Raw genomic sequence first — 15,694 nt, forward strand, 5'->3', positions numbered from 1 at the left:
TATTTTTCGTTTATGTTCGTTTTGGCTCGTTCTTATTTGTCGCATTTCTGTACAAATTGCACACTGGCCTGTTTCAAAGGTTGATATTTTTCAAAAAGAGAAGAAAACCGAAAAAGCATTCCAACCGGAGGATCACGTGTCCCTTTCGTTTCGACAATCCGATATTCTGGAAATCGCCAAGCAAGATGGCCGTGTCGCGGTTGAAGACCTTGCCGCGCGTTTTGAGGTCACTGTTCAGACCATCCGACGCGACCTGTCCGATCTTGCGGACATGGGGAAATTGGACCGCGTTCACGGTGGCGCCGTGTTGCGGTCCGGCGTGTCAAACATCGGCTACGAGGATCGACGCGCCCTAAATGCCGAGATCAAGACCCGGATCGCGCAGGCCTGCGCGCGTGACATTCCAGACGGTGCATCGGTATTCATGAACATCGGAACCTCGACCGAGGCGGTCGCGCGCCAACTTTTGTCTCACAAAGACCTCATGGTGGTGACGAACAACATGAACGTGGCAAACATACTTGTCGAAAACGCGCACTGTCAGATCGTGGTTGCAGGTGGCGTGCTGCGCCGGTCGGACGGAGGGCTGATTGGCAACCTTACGACCTCGACGATCGAGCAATTCAAATTTGACTACGCTGTGATCAGTTGCTCTGCGCTGGACGCCGAGGGCGACTTGCTGGATTTCGACTTTCAAGAGGTCCATGTCAGTCAAACGATCATAGCACAGGCGCGGCATGTCATGCTTGCGGCAGACAGTTCGAAATTCCAGCGCTCAGCACCAGCGCGCATCGCATCCCTGTCTGATGTGGATGTCTTCTATACCGATGCTCAGCTACAACGCAGCTTGGTCCAGAAATGCGCTGACTGGGGCACGCGATTGGAAATCTGCACCTGACCTCCACCTTAGGCGAACTTTGACCCTCAAGTTCTTGCCAGACGCGAGCTAAGCTGACAATATTTAAACATATTGCAATTCTTATGATTAGAGGGGTGCGAGACATGATCGCACTACTATTCGCGCTGCTTACAACAGCTATAGGGCTGATCTACTATCGGATGAAAAAGGCTGCCAACGCGGTTTTTTTCGTAACCCTGGCGCTGAGCGTTTACTGGTTCCGCTATCACGCGACCAGTCAACTGACCATTCAGCTTTAGGAGACGGCAGTGACACCCGAACTGTCTCGCAGCCTAAACGCGATTGGGGCCCTAGCGGTTAGCCTGATACTGTTGCTGGCTTTCGTTTATCAGTTAGCCTTGTACGAACTGCCCTGCCCTTTATGCCTGTTGCAGCGCGTGGGATTCATGGCGGTCGGGATCGGATTGGCACTAAACCTGTTATACGGCGCGCAACCGCAACACTATGCGCTAATGCTGATCTCGGCGCTGTTTGGGATCAGTGTTTCGATCCGACAGATCTTTCTGCACATCGTACCGGGAACCGGCCACTACGGCTCGCCCGTTCTCGGCTATCACTATTACACCTGGGCCGCGATCTGCTTCTTCCTGATCCTGCTGGGAACCGCCATTATGCTGTTGTTTTCGCGCCAATACACCGACGTTTCAAATGAGCAACCCCGATTTGGCGGCAATTTACTGGCAAAAGTCGCGTTCTTCACCCTATTGGGCCTCGGAGCTCTAAACACAGTATCGGCCCTGCTGGAATGTGGTCCCGGTATCTGCGCTGACCCTCCGACAAGCTATAAATTGATTGACGAAGTGGATGCTAACAAATGAGGATGGGTCAACCTTCCCATAAGGAGGCACGAGCATGGGATTATTGGGGCAGCCACTGGGCTACTATGACTACCTGACATTTGTCGCGCTCATTTTGCTGCTGGCTGCAGTGATGGCACTGTTTTTGTTCATCATGGGACTGCCAGGGCGCATTGCTATCAAGCGCAACCACCCCCATGCCGAGGCCGTTAAGATCATGGGGTGGATGGGGTTTCTGGCCATCGTGCCTTGGGTTCACGCGTTCATCTGGGCGTTCCACGATGGCACCACTGTCGATATCCGCCGTATGCCCGACGACGAACGCGATGCGGTGCGCAAGGAAATCAAACGGTTAGGCGGAACTCTGACCGAAGAATATCGCGACCCGCTGGATCCTGAAGACAGTCAGAGAAGCTAAGGCCAAAGGAACTCTCACACTATGTTTGTCGCCCTGGGCATTACGCTTTTTTACCTCATTTTTGTTTGGCTGATCTTTTTCAAACTGCAATGGCTCAAATTCAATATCGCCTGGGGCATCGTCTCGTTCTGGGTAGGGGCGCATCTGCTGTTGATCTTTCTGGTGGCCCTGCGGTTCTTTCAGCCGTTTTCCATCGACAGCCATGTGATCCGCTCGACCATTCAGATCGTCCCCCGCCTGACGCAACCGACCATCCTGACCGAGGTATTGGTCGAGCCGAATACGCAGGTCAAAAAAGGCGATCCACTCTATCGCTTTGACGATACTGTCTTTTCGCTTGAGGTCGATGAAGCCAAAGCGCAGTTGGTCGCTGCCCAGCAAAACGCGAAAATTTTGGAACAGGACGTGATCGTCGCCGCCGAAAATGTCGAGCGCGCAAACGCGCAGCTGGCCTATGCTCTGACGCAGCAGGCCCGCTATGAAAACCTGGTGCCCGCAGGTGGCGCACGGCAGGATGAGCTGGACCGCTGGAATGAACAGGTGACCGAGGATCAGGCCCAGATCAAAGAGGCCGAGGCCAATCTGGAAAAAGCCCAACTGGCGCTGGATTCCCAAATTAACGGGGTCAACACCGGCATTCTGCAAGCGCAAGCGCAGCTGGATAAAGCGCAGTATTTCCTGGACAACACGACGATTTACGCTCCTGAAGACGGCATGATCGTCTCGCAACAGGCACGTCCCGGCATGGTTGTGGGGGAAATCCGGCTGGGCGCCATTGCCAGTTTCGTCACCACGGATAATCCCTATATCTTGGCCACTTACCGCCAGCAGAACCTGAAATTCGTTGAACCGGGGCAAGAAGTTGAGGTGGCACTGGACCTTTATCCCGGTGAAATCCTCACCGGCAAGGTCGAGGCGATCTGGTGGGCCACCCGTCAGGGGCAATACCTACCTTCGGGCCGCCTGCCCGGCTTTGAGCTACCCAAGCTGCCGGGCCGCATTGCGGTGCAAATCTCGGTCGATATTCCTGATGGTCACACCTTCCCCGCAGGCGGCCACGCGGCGGTCGCGATCTATACCGGTCAGGGCAAAAGCTTTGAGTTCCTGCGGCGCATCAACATTCGCCTCTACTCATTTGCGAACTTCATCCGCCCGCTGGATATCTGAGGACATAGCGCATGAAACGAACCCGCCTGACCCGCCAACTGATGGGCACCGCGCTATGCGCCGCCCTGTTGGTCGGATGCGCACCGGTGGGGCCGGATTTTGTGCGCCCGAACTCTCCGGTCGTGAAGGAATGGATCGAGGTTAACAGCCCCAGTGTCGGCCCCAGCGGATTGACCTCGCGCAGCGCGCCCGTGGTCAAATGGTGGGAGACATTCAATGACCCCACTCTCAATAGGCTGATCAACGAGGCCTATGCCCAGAACCTCGACCTGCAGGTAGCCGGGGCTCGCGTTTTGCAAGCCCGAGCGCAGTTGGGCATCGCATTTGGCGAGTTGTACCCGCAATCACAAGCCATCGGCGCCTCGATCGAGCGGCGTCAGGTCAGCGAAAACCTCGGCCCAATTGCCGATATTCGCGAGATCATCCCGCTGGACACCGAGTTTTCGACATCGCAAGCCGGGTTTGACGCACAGTGGGAACTGGACGTCTGGGGCCAGCAACGGCGCGGCGTGCAGGCGGCGCGGTCCAATCTTGCGTTGCAGGTGGCCAATTACGATGACGCGCTGGTGACGCTGACGGGCGATGTGGCCGCGCTCTATGTCAATATTCGCGCCCTGCAGGAGTCGTTGGCGGTCGCACGGGACAATATCCAGCTTCAACAGGAATCGGCCGACCTGACCCAGTTGCGCTTCAACAATGGCGTCACGACCGAATTGGACGTCCAGGAATCCACTGCCCTTTTGAACAACACCAAGGCGCTGGTGCCCGCGCTGGAAAGCGATCTGCAACAGACCAAGAATGCGCTGGCGGTTCTGCTGGGCACGACACCGTCGCGTATGACCAGTCTGTTGGGCAATTCCGGGCGTATCCCCTCGGCCCGGTCAAACGTCGCTGTGGGTGTTCCGGCCGAACTGCTACGCCGCCGTCCCGATGTGCGCGCAGCGGAACTGGCCGCAGCCACACAATCGGCGCAGGTTGGGATCGCGATCGCGGACCTGTATCCGCAATTTATCCTGTCAGGCTCGATCGGCGTGCAGGCGTCCGGTGGGCGTGACCTGTTCACATCAGCCAGTTCAACCGGTCTGGCCAATGCGGGCGTGGTGTGGAACGTACTGAACTATGGGCGGATCAAGAACAATGTCCGCGCGCAGGACGCCGCCTATCAAGCGTTGATCGCGAATTATCAGAACACCGTTCTGACCGCCTATTCCGAGGTTGAAAGCGCCATGGTCGCTTATACCCAATCGCGCAAGCAGGTAGGGTTTTATGAAAACAGCGTCGCCGCCTCGCGCCGCGCAGCCGAGATTGCGGTCGACCAATACCGGGACGGCATCGTGGATTATTCCCGCATCCTGAACACGCAGACGGCATTGCTGAATTCGCAAGCCAATCTGATCGAGGCGCGCCAGCAGGTGTCCAGCAATCTGGTCGCCGTTTACAAAGGTCTGGGCGGCGGCTGGCAGATCCGGCAAACTCAGGAATTCCTGCCTGAAACGGTACTAGCTGAAATGGCCTATCGCACCGATTGGGGCGACCTGCTGGAACAAGACCCGACGCGCGCCAGCCTGAACTAAGGGCTATTTCGTCAGCCCTCGCAACCCGCCCGAGATCAGGATGTTCACTTCGTACAAGATGCGCGGAGCCGCCAGCCCACCGGGGCTGGCCAGATAATTCGGGCTCCATTCCGGGTCAAATTTCTGTTTGAAACTGCGCAACCCTTCGAAGTGATAGAATTGCTCACCATGTTCATAGACAAACCCACCGACGCGATTCCAGAATGACGCCAGTTGCCGGTTCTCGATCCCTGAAAACGGTGCAGCGCCCAATGAGAACCACTGGAACCCCTGCTCGGCACCCCATGCCATCATCTCGGCAAATAGCGCGTCCATGACGAAGCTGGCGCTGTCAGGTTCATATCGCATCAGGTCCAGCGACAGCTCCGATTTATGGCCGCCCTGAAACAGGTTGGCGAAGGCCACGATCGGCCCGCCTTCGCTTTCACGCAGCACGGCGTGGTCAAAATAGGACAGATAGTCGTCATCGAACCCGCCAAGCGCGAACCCCTTCTCCTCTCCGGCCTTCTGGGCCAGCCAGTCATCCGAGATTTTCCGCAGCTCTGGCAGAATCGGCGCAAGGTCTTCCCTGCGAATGATCTCAAAGACATAGCCCTCACGCTCAGCTCGGTTTTTCGCCTGCCGGAACCGTTTGCGCGATTTACCATCCAGCGAGAAATCCTTGAGTGGCACGCGGGCGACCTCACCGATTTTCAGGATCGACAGGCCAAGATCCAGAAAGGTCGGCAGGTATTTCGTCGAGACGCTGTAGAACGCGCACAGCTTGCCTTCGCGATCCGCCATCTCACGCAACTGCCAGATCAGTTGCTGCCCGGCTTTTTCATCGCCCACCGGTTCGCCCTTGGTGATCAGTGCGTTGCCGGTATCGGCATAAGCCAGAAACGCGCTGTCATCGGGGGCGATCAGGAACTGCTTATCCCCAGTCAGGGAAATTTGGGATTCGGTATCCTCGCTCTCCATCACCAACCGTTCAACCACCGCAGGGATCTCGGTGCGTTCCGGCACAGGAATTTCGCGTCCGAACAGAGAGGTCACGGCCACGACCCCAAGGATTAATGCCACCACTAGACTAGAGCGCAAAAACCGCGAGGCGTCGCCGTTCCACGCGAATTCCCACCATAGGGCATTCTGATATTCGACATGGGAATAGGCAAACAGACCGATCCAGAAAATCACGGCCAACAGGGCCATGACGCTGACCAGCCACGGAATATTCAAACGAAAAATCGACGCGCCGCTTACCCGATAGAAGGCATCGCGGAACATGGCCAGCACCCCAATCGTGGCCAACATGCTGATCGCTTCATGCGTATCCAACCCTTTCGCAATCGAGGCCCCAAAGCCGGCCACCATAAGCAACATCGCAACCACCCACGCGCGGTACAGCTTACGAAACAGGCCGCGCGACACCAGCAGAAGCAATACGCCCACCGCGCTACCGACCAGATGCGATGCCTCAACAAATGACAGCGGCAGAACATCCCGCAAAACCCCAAGGTTTTCACTGCTGGCTGGCAGAGCACCCGACACCAGCAAAATGACACCTGCAACCGCAGCAACGCCGGCTGCGACCATTGGAACGATGGGTCGGATAACGCGATACACCCACGTGGCGGCACCTGTGATGTGGTGCCGGTGGCTCAGGGCCGAGGCGACCGCAATCGAGAGGCTGGCTATCACGAAGGGCAGAAACGTGTAAACCAGACGGTACAGCAGCAATGCGGCGATCACATCCGAACGACCCGAGGCCCCCAAACCTGCGATCATGGTGGCCTCAAACGCGCCGATACCGCCGGGAGCGTGGCTGACAATCCCGACAGCGATTGCCGCAATGAATATGGTGAAAAAATAAGGAAAACCGACGCCCAGATCACTGGGCATCAACGTATAAAGCACCATCGACGCGCCAAACAAATCCCCCAGTGCAGCAAGCGTCAGAAGACTGGCTAACTTGCCGTTTGGCAGGTTGAAGCCCACGCCCCCATAGGCCAGACGTCGCCCACCATTGGCAAGCCACAGGAACAGACCCAGCAATGCGGCAAGCATACACAGGCCGATCACCGTCTCGGTTGTGTCACTTATCGGAATAACCTTGGATATCCCATCAGGATGCAGCGTCAGAAGGATGCCCAAAAGAAGCACCATGCCTGACCAGAAGGCGATCCACGAGGTCGCGATGACCCCCGCAACCCTGCTCAGATCCAGACCCAAAGATGCATAGATCCGATACCGGATCGCGGTCCCTGTGATATACGAGAACCCGAGGCAGTTCGACACAGCATATCCGCAAGCCCCGGCCATACCCGCCACTGGCAATGGCACTTCGCCATCCGCCACGCTTTGCACAGCGAACACGTCATAGAGCGACAGCGACAGGAAGCTGACCATCGTCCAGCACAGCGCAAAAAACATCAATTTCCAAGAAGTGTTAGCTACATCCGACTGCACATCGGACCATTTTACGTGCGAAGACAACTCGTGCAGGACAGTCAAAGCTACCAGCATAACCAGAACGGGGACCAGGATTTTAATCCAGGGACGTTCCAGAAACCCGGCCACACGTTCAGCCAAACGAACAGCCCAGAGGTCGTGGCCGGTATCCTGATCGGTCATATTTGTTCTCTGCTCTTGAGGTTTTGGTTGCTTGCGTGCTGTAGCAGTTTTACACAAATTCGTTGAACCTCAAAGCACTACGGCTCTTACATCCGGCCCTTACGTGTGGACAAAAGCAGATTGGTTTCCGATCGGGTGATCCCCTCCATCCGGCGGATTTGAAACAGGACTTCGTCCAACTCGGCCAAGGTATCTGTGCTGATCTCGGCTATGAGGTCCCAGCTACCGTTGGTTGAATGAACGGCGCGCACTTCGGGCATGGCTGATATACGAGCCATCGTACGTTCGGTGCCGCGGCCCTCGATCTCAAGCATCATTAACCCGCGAACCGGACTTTGGGCCACATCCTGTCGGGTCAGGACTGTGAAACCCACGATCTCGCCCGATTGCTTGAGCCGCTGCAATCGACTGCGAACAGTCGTGCGTGTTACGCTAAGCGTTTCAGCAAGTTCAGACAGGGATGCGCGCGCATCGCGATGCAGTGCGCTTAACAACCGATTGTCCAGTTCGTCCATATCAACTTCCCATTTCGAGATATCAAAGTTCTTTTTGAGCATTTTGATGACTTTTCGCAACCCACTATGACTGCGTAAATAAGCACATGAAAAACACAAATATCATACTGGTTGGCAGCCCCATGGATTCGGGTAAACGCCGACAGGGCTGTCGGATGGGCCCCGACGCCTATCGGGTCGCAGGGTTGCAGACCGCTCTCAACAGTCTTGGGCATGCTGTTCAGGATATTGGCGACGTCGTCCCCGACCAATTGGATGTGGCTGAACACTCGCACCTATTCGCGCTGCCTGAATGTATCGGTTGGACCCGTGCATTGACCCGGGCCGCTCAGGCGGCGGCGCAAAAGGGCATGCCGATATTCATGGGCGGAGATCACGCCCTGTCGATGGGGACCGTTTCTGGTATGGCCGAACACGCACAGAAGCTTGGCCGCCCCCTATTCGTGCTGTGGCTTGACGCACACAGCGATTTTCACACGCCGCAGAGTACCGACAGTGGCAACCTGCACGGAACACCTGTTGCCTATTTCACCGGCCAATCGGGTTTTGAGGCTTTCCCACCGATCACTGCACCAGTCCCGACGGACCGAGTTGGCATGATTGGGCTGCGCTCGGTCGACCCTGCCGAACGGGCCCAGCTGGAAAAAGATCACGTCATGTTGGCAGACATGCGCAGCATCGACGAACACGGCATCAAAGCACCACTTATGGCCTTTCTCGAACGCGTTCGCGCCGCAAACGGGATGCTGCACGTGTCACTAGACGTCGACTTTCTGGACCCCTCCATCGCGCCGGCTGTCGGAACGACCGTACCCGGCGGAGCGACCGAACGCGAAGCGCATCTGGTCATGGAGCTGCTGCACGAAAGCGGCCTTGTCTGTTCGCTTGATCTGGTCGAGCTCAACCCGTTTCTTGATGAGCGCGGCCGCACTGCAAAATTGATGGTCGATCTGGCCGCGTCCCTTCTGGGGCGGCGCATCTTCGACCGACCGACCCGGAGTTTCTGATGACCCAACCGTCCGATAAAGCCCTCGTTCCATTTGTATCTGTCGACAACATGATGCGACTGGTGCACCACATCGGCGTGGAACACATGATCACTCAGATCGCGGCGCAGATCGAAGCTGATTTCAAAAGGTGGGAAAGCTTCGACAAGACCCCACGCATTCCCGCCCATTCTCCGCATGGGGTTATTGAGTTGATGCCCACCTCTGACGGCGAGGCGTATGGGTTCAAATACGTCAACGGCCATCCCAAAAACACATCTGAGGGCCTTCAGACCGTCACAGCATTTGGACTGCTGGCAGATGTCTACACCGGGTACCCTACCCTGCTGACGGAAATGACATTGCTGACAGCCTTGCGAACAGCGGCCACGTCGGCCCTTGTGGGTCGTTACCTTGCCCCCAAATCCGCCACAACGATGGCCATGATTGGAAACGGTGCGCAATCCGAGTTCCAATGCCTCGCCTTCAAGGCGATGTGCAACATCAACACCGTTCGCCTGTACGACACTGACGCCAACGCCACCGAAAAATGCGCCGCGAACCTCAAGAATTCAGGACTGACCGTTGTTCTCTGCAAAACGCCCGAGGATGCCATCGAAGGCGCGCAGATTATTACGACCTGCACAGCAGACAAGAAATACGCAACCATACTTACAGATAACATGGTTGGGCCCGGCGTTCACATAAACGCAATCGGAGGAGATTGCCCCGGAAAAACCGAACTCCACCGGGATATCCTTCTCCGCTCGGAGATTTTTGTCGAGTATCCTGAGCAGACAAGGATAGAAGGAGAAATTCAGGCCTTGGCCTCGGATCATCCCGTGACAGAGATGTGGCAGGTCATGACCGGTCAAGCCACAGGCCGTAAAGACGACCGGCAGATTACCCTGTTTGACAGTGTCGGCTTCGCAATCGAGGATTTCTCGGCGCTAAGGTTTATCAAAACAGCCATCGAAGGCACGAATTTCTATGAACCGTTGGACATGTTGGCGGACCCGGACGACCCCAGAGATCTGTTCGGCATGTTGATGCGTGCCGGCTAAACCGGGGGCGCTGCCCCCGCCGCCCTGCGGGCGACTCCCCCGAGATATTTTTCGCCAGATGAAGCTAGGGATCCTATTTTCATCTGGCAGCAAATATCCCGAAGCGCGAGGCAGAGCCTCGCAAAGAGCTCTCTATCCCGCCAACGATGGTAAGTAGAGCACGATACCGGGAAACGCGACCAGAAGCGCGATAGTGACTGCGTCCGCGATAAAAAACGGTGTCACGCCCTTGAATACATCCTGAACGCTTAAATCTGGACGTACTCCGGCGACAACAAAACAGTTGAGACCAATGGGCGGTGTAATCAGACAGAACTCTGCCATTTTTACAACCAGTATCCCGAACCAGATCGCGCACATTGGACCAGACATACCAAAAGCGCTGTCAGCCGCACTGACTGCCTCGCCCCCGTTCAAGGCCATCACCGCAGGGTAAACCACCGGCAAGGTCAACAGAAGCATCCCTATGGCGTCCATGAACATTCCCAGAACCGCATAGGCCAACAGGATGCAGATCAGGATCAGCATGGGCGACATCTCAAGCGATGTGATCCAATCCGAGAATGCGCCGGGCAGATCGGCGAAACCGAGGAACCGTACGTAGATCAGAACCCCCCAGATGATCGAGAAGATCATCGCCGTCAGTTTGGCTGTTTCCAGCAGCGCGGATTTCAGTTCGGTCCAACGCATTCCGTGAAACAGGGCAAAACAGAAGACGATGAAGGCTCCGATAGCGCCGCCTTCGGTGGGCGTGCCCCAAGCCTTTTCGCCAAATGGGTTGTAGACGAAGCAGATGATGATGAGGATCACGGCGACGATGGGGAACGCGCCGGGCAAAGCGGCAAAGCGCTGTTTCCAGGTGAACCCGGTTACGGGCGGACCGACAGATTTGAAAATAACCGCGATACCCACAATCAACAGGCCGTATATGACTGCCGAGAATGCGCCCGGAATGAAACCCGCCAACAGCAGTTTCCCCACATCCTGTTCGACGATGATCGCGTAGATCACCAGAATCGCAGAGGGCGGGATCAGCGAGGCCAGCGTTCCGCCAGCAGCGACGACGCCTGCCGCGAATTGCTTGTTGTAGCCGACCTTCAGCATCTCGGGGATGGCGATGCGCGCAAACACGGCAGAAGTGGCGACCGAAGCGCCCGACACTGCCGCAAAGCCAGCCGTGGCGAAGACGGTGGACACCGCCAACCCGCCCGGCACCCACGCGACCCAGCGCTTGGCAGCTTCGAACAGCGCGCGGGTCAGGCCTGCGTAATAGGCTAGATATCCGATCAGGATAAAGGTCGGAATCAGGCTGAGCGTATGGGCTGCAACCTTGGAATGCGGCACCTGCCCTGCCGTTTTGACCGCCACGGTCAGTGCTTTGCCAAAGCGGTCGGGGTCGTAGCCGAACTTGGCCCAGAAAATCCAAACCAACCCAACCAGACCTGCCAAACCTGCTGCAAAGGCCACGCGCATTCCAGTGACGACCAGAACCAGAAGGCCGCCTGTGACCCACAGGCCGATATCAATCGTGTCCATCTAGTCCTGCCCTTCGAATTGCTCGGCCTCGGCAGCCGCCTGGGCGGCGACATCCTGTATCAGAGGTACAGCTACGGGGTTTTCCAGCCCCAATACAAAAGCGCGACCATAGCCCCAGATTTGTAGGATCAGCCGCAGACACAGGACCGAAAACGCAACCGGAGCCAACAGTTTCGCAGGCCACAGCGGGATACCGATGTCGATTGAGCTGTCGCGGCTCCACAACGGTGCGCCGAAATCGAATGAGCGGTCGAAATGGGACCAGCTGCCCCAGACCAGCGCCAGCATAAGCACAAGGATCAACACGACCGAGATCAGCTCGAACAGCCACAGCGCACGCCCGTGCAGGCGTGAGATGACGATGTCCATTCGGATGTGACCTCCATCCCGTTGGACAAAGGAAATGCCAAGGAACGCGATCAGCGGCATGGCTTGTTCGATCCAATCCACATAGCCCGGCAAAGGCGCGTTAAACGCATTGCGCCCACTGACGGATACCACCGCCAGAACCATCAGCCCAAAGACAGCAATCCCGCTGATGAGCGCTAGGAGCTTCTCCAATCGCAATAGATGATGATCCAGACGGCTGAGACGGCTGCCGTCTTCAAGCACCGTGGCCTGTCCTGCCATGCCGGTGTTCCCCTGTTGTCCTTATAGGTGTCCGGGCGCCGAACAGGCACCCGGACTTAGTGATCAGTTACCGCCGCGCTGTTGCTTCAACGTTGCCTGAACCAGATCATAGAGGTCTTGCGCAGGCAGACCCTGTGCTGACATATCCGCAATCCACTGCTCGCGGATCGGATCCGCGGCTTTTGTGCGGAACTCCTCGATTACGGCATCGTCGACTTCAACTTTCGCGACGCCTTTTTCGGACAGGACGCTGTCCCATTGCTCCAGCAGGCCGCCATAGTTGGCGAGGTAATGGTCAATCGCCTCATCAATCGAGCTATTCAGCGCCTCGCGGTGCTCGGCAGGCAGCGCTTCATAAGCGTCGATATTCACCACGACCGGGCAGTTCACCGTGCCGGGATTGAGGTTCGCGGTCCACCAATCCGCCTCGTTGATGGTGCCGAAGGACAGATGCGCATGCTGGGCGAAAGCCACAGTATCCACAACACCCGATTCCATCGCATTGAACGCCTCAGTCGCAGGAACCGAGGTCGGGACACCCCCAACCGCTTCGAACGCCTGCCCCAGACCGCCTGTCGCGCGCACACGCATACCGTCAAAATCGGCCAGCTCGTCGCGCGGGTCACCTGTGCCGACAAGATTGTACTGTGGCATGGGTGAGGTCATGATGATGCGCGCATTCCACTGTGCCATCTCATCTTTCACCGCCGGGTGATCGTAAACCGCGTGGCTAACAGCAACCTCTTCTTCAAGGTTGCTTACACCCAGAAATGGGAGTTCGAGCACAGTGATGGCGCGGTTTTTGTCCCGGTGATAGCCCGCGCAGAACTGCGCCATCTCGAACGCGCCGATTTCAATGCCGTCCAGATTCTCTCGCGGCTTGGACAAGCCCCCGTAGCTTACATTGATAGTGAATTCACCGCCGGTTTTTTCACTGACCAGCTCGGCCAGCTTTTCAACGTGCTCGGTAAAGGCGCGGCGTTTACCCCAGACCGAGGCGCTCCATTCGGTTGCCGCGGCTTCGGATACGAAGGCAACGGTCAGGGCGGCGACAGCGGCACCGCTCAGCATCTTTTTCATTATGATCTCTCCCTTATCTGCGCCCCTTGTCGAAGCGCTTGATGCCAAAGCTAGCGCCAACATCTGAGTGTGCCAACCCCCGGAAGATTTCACGGAACCAAGATCATCAGATCAAGTGACCGCTAACACGCTAAAGATGAATTTCCGATGCCATTTTTGGGCCCAACCAACGCAAACACGAGGATCAAAATCCGTTACAATTATCGTATTGGTATTAATAGATAATTACTACCTTTATCCAAAAATGTTTTCACCTCAACGGCATTTAGAGAAATTTTTTTACAAACTAATCCATAGTTTCCGGTAATTTATTCCCTTGTTTTCTGTTCTCCGTATTATTCGGTATGGGGAGGAAGCGGGTCGACATTGTCAGTTTAGCAGGCAAAATTCGGCCCCACGAAATTTAGTCCAGAGGGAGGAGCCTCAGAATGACAACCGCTGCCCAGGCAGATGCCAAAACCTATCCGCCATCAGCAGACACTGTTGCCCGTGCACATGTCGATGCCGACAAATACAACGAGATGTTTGCAGCCTCCGTCAACGATCCTGTTGCCTTCTGGGACGAACAGGGCAAGCGTATCGACTGGATCAAACCCTACACCCAAGTCAAGGACGTCAGCTTCGATTTCGGCTCGGTCGGTATTAACTGGTACGCCGACGGCACTCTGAATGTTTCGTCCAACTGCCTGGATCGCCATCTGAAAACCCGTGGAGATCAAACCGCGATCATCTGGGAGCCAGATGATCCAACTGATCCCGCTCAGCACATTACATATGCCGAGCTGCACCGTCGCACCTGCCGAATGGCCAACATCCTGGAATCAATGGGTGTGCGCAAAGGTGATCGAGTTGTCATCTACCTCCCGATGATCCCCGAGGCTGCTTACGCAATGCTGGCCTGTGCCCGTATCGGCGCAATTCATTCGATCGTGTTTGCCGGCTTCTCGCCCGATGCGCTGGCGGCACGGGTCAATGGCTGTGACGCCAAGGTCATCATCACAGCGGACGAAGCCCCGCGTGGCGGCCGCAAGACCCCGCTGAAATCCAACGCAGATGCGGCGCTGCTGCATTGTAAGGACACGGTGAAATGCCTCGTCGTCAAGCGGACCAACGGTCAGACCACATGGATCAACGGTCGCGACTACGACTATAACGAAATGGCGCTGGAGGCCGACGACTATTGCGCCCCCACCGAGATGAATGCCGAAGACCCGCTGTTCATTCTTTACACCTCTGGCTCGACCGGCCAGCCCAAAGGCGTCGTTCACACGACCGGCGGTTATCTGGTCTACGCCGCGCTGACCCATGAGGTAACATTCGACTATCACGAGGGTGATGTTTACTGGTGTACTGCGGACGTCGGCTGGGTCACAGGCCACAGCTACATCGTTTACGGTCCGCTGGCCAATGGCGCTACAACGCTGATGTTTGAAGGTGTCCCAACATACCCCGATGCAGGCCGTTTCTGGGAGGTTTGCGCGAAGCACAAGGTCAACCAGTTCTATACAGCCCCCACCGCGATCCGCGCGCTGATGGGTCAGGGCAACGAGTTTGTCGAGAAGCACGACCTAAGCGACCTGCGCCTTCTGGGCACTGTCGGCGAACCGATCAACCCAGAAGCCTGGAACTGGTATAATGAGGTGATCGGCAAGGGCAAATGCCCTATCGTGGACACTTGGTGGCAAACCGAAACCGGCGGTCATCTGATGACCCCCCTGCCCGGTGCGCACGCAATGAAGCCTGGCGCGGCAATGAAGCCGTTCTTTGGCATTCAGCCAGTGGTTCTGGACCCGCAATCGGGTGTGGAAATCAGCGGTAACGGGGTCGAAGGCGTGCTGTGCATCAAGGATAGCTGGCCCGGTCAGATGCGTACCGTTTGGGGAGATCATGAGCGGTTCGAAAAGACCTATTTCTCGGACTACAAAGGCTACTATTTCACAGGTGATGGGTGCCGTCGGGATGAGGATGGCGACTACTGGATTACTGGCCGCGTAGATGATGTGATCAACGTATCCGGGCACCGCATGGGCACCGCCGAGGTCGAAAGCGCGCTGGTCGCCCACGCCGCTGTGGCCGAAGCCGCCGTGGTGGGATATCCGCATGAAATCAAAGGACAAGGCATCTATTGTTATGTCACCTTGATGAATGATCGCACCCCCTCGGATGAGCTGCTGAAAGAACTGCGCACCTGGGTGCGGACCGAGATTGGACCGATTGCCTCGCCGGATGTGATCCAGTGGGCACCGGGCTTGCCGAAAACGCGCTCGGGCAAGATCATGCGCCGCATCCTGCGCAAAATCGCCGAGGATGACTTTGGCGCGCTAGGGGACACTTCGACGCTTGCCGATCCGTCGGTGGTCGAAGACCTGATTGAAAACCGCGCGAACAAGTGAGG

Annotated in this window: 14 protein-coding genes; 9 read left to right on the top strand and 5 right to left on the bottom strand. The window is 56.7% G+C overall.

Features of this window, described 5'->3' with window-relative positions:
* Positions 1–136: 136 nt before the first annotated feature.
* The 6 genes from ABWV79_RS15640 (at position 137) to ABWV79_RS15665 (ending at position 4,875) form a co-directional block, all read left to right on the top strand.
* Positions 137–898: a DeoR/GlpR family DNA-binding transcription regulator gene (locus ABWV79_RS15640; protein WP_353393067.1), complete on the top strand. Its 762-nt coding sequence runs from the start codon at positions 137–139 to the stop codon at positions 896–898.
* A 104-nt stretch (positions 899–1,002) separates the two neighbouring features.
* Entirely contained in the window at positions 1,003–1,158 is a 156-nt protein-coding gene (locus tag ABWV79_RS15645; RefSeq protein ID WP_170352935.1) for a DUF5993 family protein, read from the top strand.
* Between the two features lie 9 nt (positions 1,159–1,167).
* Positions 1,168–1,737, top strand: coding sequence for a disulfide bond formation protein B (locus tag ABWV79_RS15650; protein WP_353393069.1), 570 nt, complete (start codon positions 1,168–1,170; stop codon positions 1,735–1,737).
* A 34-nt stretch (positions 1,738–1,771) separates the two neighbouring features.
* The gene (locus ABWV79_RS15655) at positions 1,772–2,134 is read left to right on the top strand and encodes a DUF3302 domain-containing protein (protein ID WP_170352930.1); all 363 of its coding nucleotides are present in this window, start codon (positions 1,772–1,774) and stop codon (positions 2,132–2,134) included.
* Between the two features lie 21 nt (positions 2,135–2,155).
* Positions 2,156–3,301 carry an HlyD family secretion protein gene (locus ABWV79_RS15660; RefSeq protein WP_353393071.1) on the top strand — a complete coding sequence of 382 codons (1,146 nt, stop codon included), beginning with the start codon at positions 2,156–2,158 and terminating at the stop codon, positions 3,299–3,301.
* A gap of 11 nt (positions 3,302–3,312) precedes the next feature.
* On the top strand, positions 3,313–4,875 hold the full coding sequence (locus ABWV79_RS15665; protein WP_353393073.1) for an efflux transporter outer membrane subunit: 1,563 nt from the start codon (positions 3,313–3,315) through the stop codon (positions 4,873–4,875).
* Between the two features lie 3 nt (positions 4,876–4,878).
* Here ABWV79_RS15665 and mprF read toward each other — a convergent pair whose 3' ends face one another.
* Together mprF and ABWV79_RS15675 are read right to left on the bottom strand one after the other, a co-directional pair.
* Positions 4,879–7,488: a bifunctional lysylphosphatidylglycerol flippase/synthetase MprF gene (gene mprF, locus ABWV79_RS15670; protein ID WP_353393075.1), complete on the bottom strand. Its 2,610-nt coding sequence runs from the start codon at positions 7,486–7,488 to the stop codon at positions 4,879–4,881.
* Positions 7,489–7,574: 86 nt separating this feature from the next.
* A complete protein-coding gene (locus tag ABWV79_RS15675) occupies positions 7,575–8,003 on the bottom strand; it encodes an Lrp/AsnC family transcriptional regulator (protein ID WP_170353151.1) in 429 nt (142 codons plus the stop codon).
* 86 nt (positions 8,004–8,089) lie between these two features.
* Between ABWV79_RS15675 and rocF the strand changes: the two genes are divergently transcribed.
* Together rocF and ocd are read left to right on the top strand one after the other, a co-directional pair.
* Positions 8,090–9,010 (top strand): arginase, encoded by a 921-nt coding sequence (gene rocF, locus ABWV79_RS15680; protein ID WP_170750790.1) that lies wholly within the window; start codon positions 8,090–8,092, stop codon positions 9,008–9,010.
* Positions 9,010–10,053 carry an ornithine cyclodeaminase gene (gene ocd / locus ABWV79_RS15685; protein WP_170352920.1) on the top strand — a complete coding sequence of 348 codons (1,044 nt, stop codon included), beginning with the start codon at positions 9,010–9,012 and terminating at the stop codon, positions 10,051–10,053. Before rocF ends, ocd begins: the two co-directional genes overlap by 1 nt.
* Positions 10,054–10,185: 132 nt before the next feature.
* On the opposite strand, the gene ABWV79_RS15690 is transcribed toward ocd, so the two are convergent.
* The 3 genes from ABWV79_RS15690 to dctP form a co-directional block, all read right to left on the bottom strand.
* Positions 10,186–11,589, bottom strand: a complete 1,404-nt coding sequence (locus tag ABWV79_RS15690; RefSeq protein WP_353393077.1) for a TRAP transporter large permease — start codon at positions 11,587–11,589, stop codon at positions 10,186–10,188.
* The gene (locus tag ABWV79_RS15695) at positions 11,590–12,219 is read right to left on the bottom strand and encodes a TRAP transporter small permease (RefSeq protein WP_170352917.1); all 630 of its coding nucleotides are present in this window, start codon (positions 12,217–12,219) and stop codon (positions 11,590–11,592) included.
* Positions 12,220–12,282: 63 nt separating this feature from the next.
* The gene (dctP, locus tag ABWV79_RS15700) at positions 12,283–13,299 is read right to left on the bottom strand and encodes a TRAP transporter substrate-binding protein DctP (protein WP_353393079.1); all 1,017 of its coding nucleotides are present in this window, start codon (positions 13,297–13,299) and stop codon (positions 12,283–12,285) included.
* A 428-nt stretch (positions 13,300–13,727) separates the two neighbouring features.
* Here dctP and acs point away from each other — a divergent pair, with 428 nt between their 5' ends.
* Positions 13,728–15,692, top strand: coding sequence for an acetate--CoA ligase (gene acs / locus ABWV79_RS15705; RefSeq protein WP_353393081.1), 1,965 nt, complete (start codon positions 13,728–13,730; stop codon positions 15,690–15,692).
* Positions 15,693–15,694 lie beyond the last annotated feature (2 nt).

It is taken from the genome of Ruegeria sp. HU-ET01832 (genome assembly GCF_040371315.1).
In the GTDB taxonomy this organism is placed as follows: Bacteria; Pseudomonadota; Alphaproteobacteria; order Rhodobacterales; family Rhodobacteraceae; genus Ruegeria; species Ruegeria lacuscaerulensis_A.

What these genes read in the sequence shown, in the direction of transcription:
- ABWV79_RS15675 (WP_170353151.1), bottom strand. Translation starts at nt 8,003, where the DNA reads ATGGACGAACTGGACAATCGGTTGTTAAGCGCACTGCATCGCGATGCG.
- acs (WP_353393081.1), top strand. Translation starts at nt 13,728, where the DNA reads ATGACAACCGCTGCCCAGGCAGATGCCAAAACCTATCCGCCATCAGCA.
- ABWV79_RS15665 (WP_353393073.1), top strand. Translation starts at nt 3,313, where the DNA reads ATGAAACGAACCCGCCTGACCCGCCAACTGATGGGCACCGCGCTATGC.
- ABWV79_RS15660 (WP_353393071.1), top strand. Translation starts at nt 2,156, where the DNA reads ATGTTTGTCGCCCTGGGCATTACGCTTTTTTACCTCATTTTTGTTTGG.
- ABWV79_RS15695 (WP_170352917.1), bottom strand. Translation starts at nt 12,219, where the DNA reads ATGGCAGGACAGGCCACGGTGCTTGAAGACGGCAGCCGTCTCAGCCGT.
- ABWV79_RS15645 (WP_170352935.1), top strand. Translation starts at nt 1,003, where the DNA reads ATGATCGCACTACTATTCGCGCTGCTTACAACAGCTATAGGGCTGATC.
- rocF (WP_170750790.1), top strand. Translation starts at nt 8,090, where the DNA reads ATGAAAAACACAAATATCATACTGGTTGGCAGCCCCATGGATTCGGGT.
- ABWV79_RS15655 (WP_170352930.1), top strand. Translation starts at nt 1,772, where the DNA reads ATGGGATTATTGGGGCAGCCACTGGGCTACTATGACTACCTGACATTT.
- mprF (WP_353393075.1), bottom strand. Translation starts at nt 7,488, where the DNA reads ATGACCGATCAGGATACCGGCCACGACCTCTGGGCTGTTCGTTTGGCT.
- dctP (WP_353393079.1), bottom strand. Translation starts at nt 13,299, where the DNA reads ATGAAAAAGATGCTGAGCGGTGCCGCTGTCGCCGCCCTGACCGTTGCC.
- ocd (WP_170352920.1), top strand. Translation starts at nt 9,010, where the DNA reads ATGACCCAACCGTCCGATAAAGCCCTCGTTCCATTTGTATCTGTCGAC.
- ABWV79_RS15690 (WP_353393077.1), bottom strand. Translation starts at nt 11,589, where the DNA reads ATGGACACGATTGATATCGGCCTGTGGGTCACAGGCGGCCTTCTGGTT.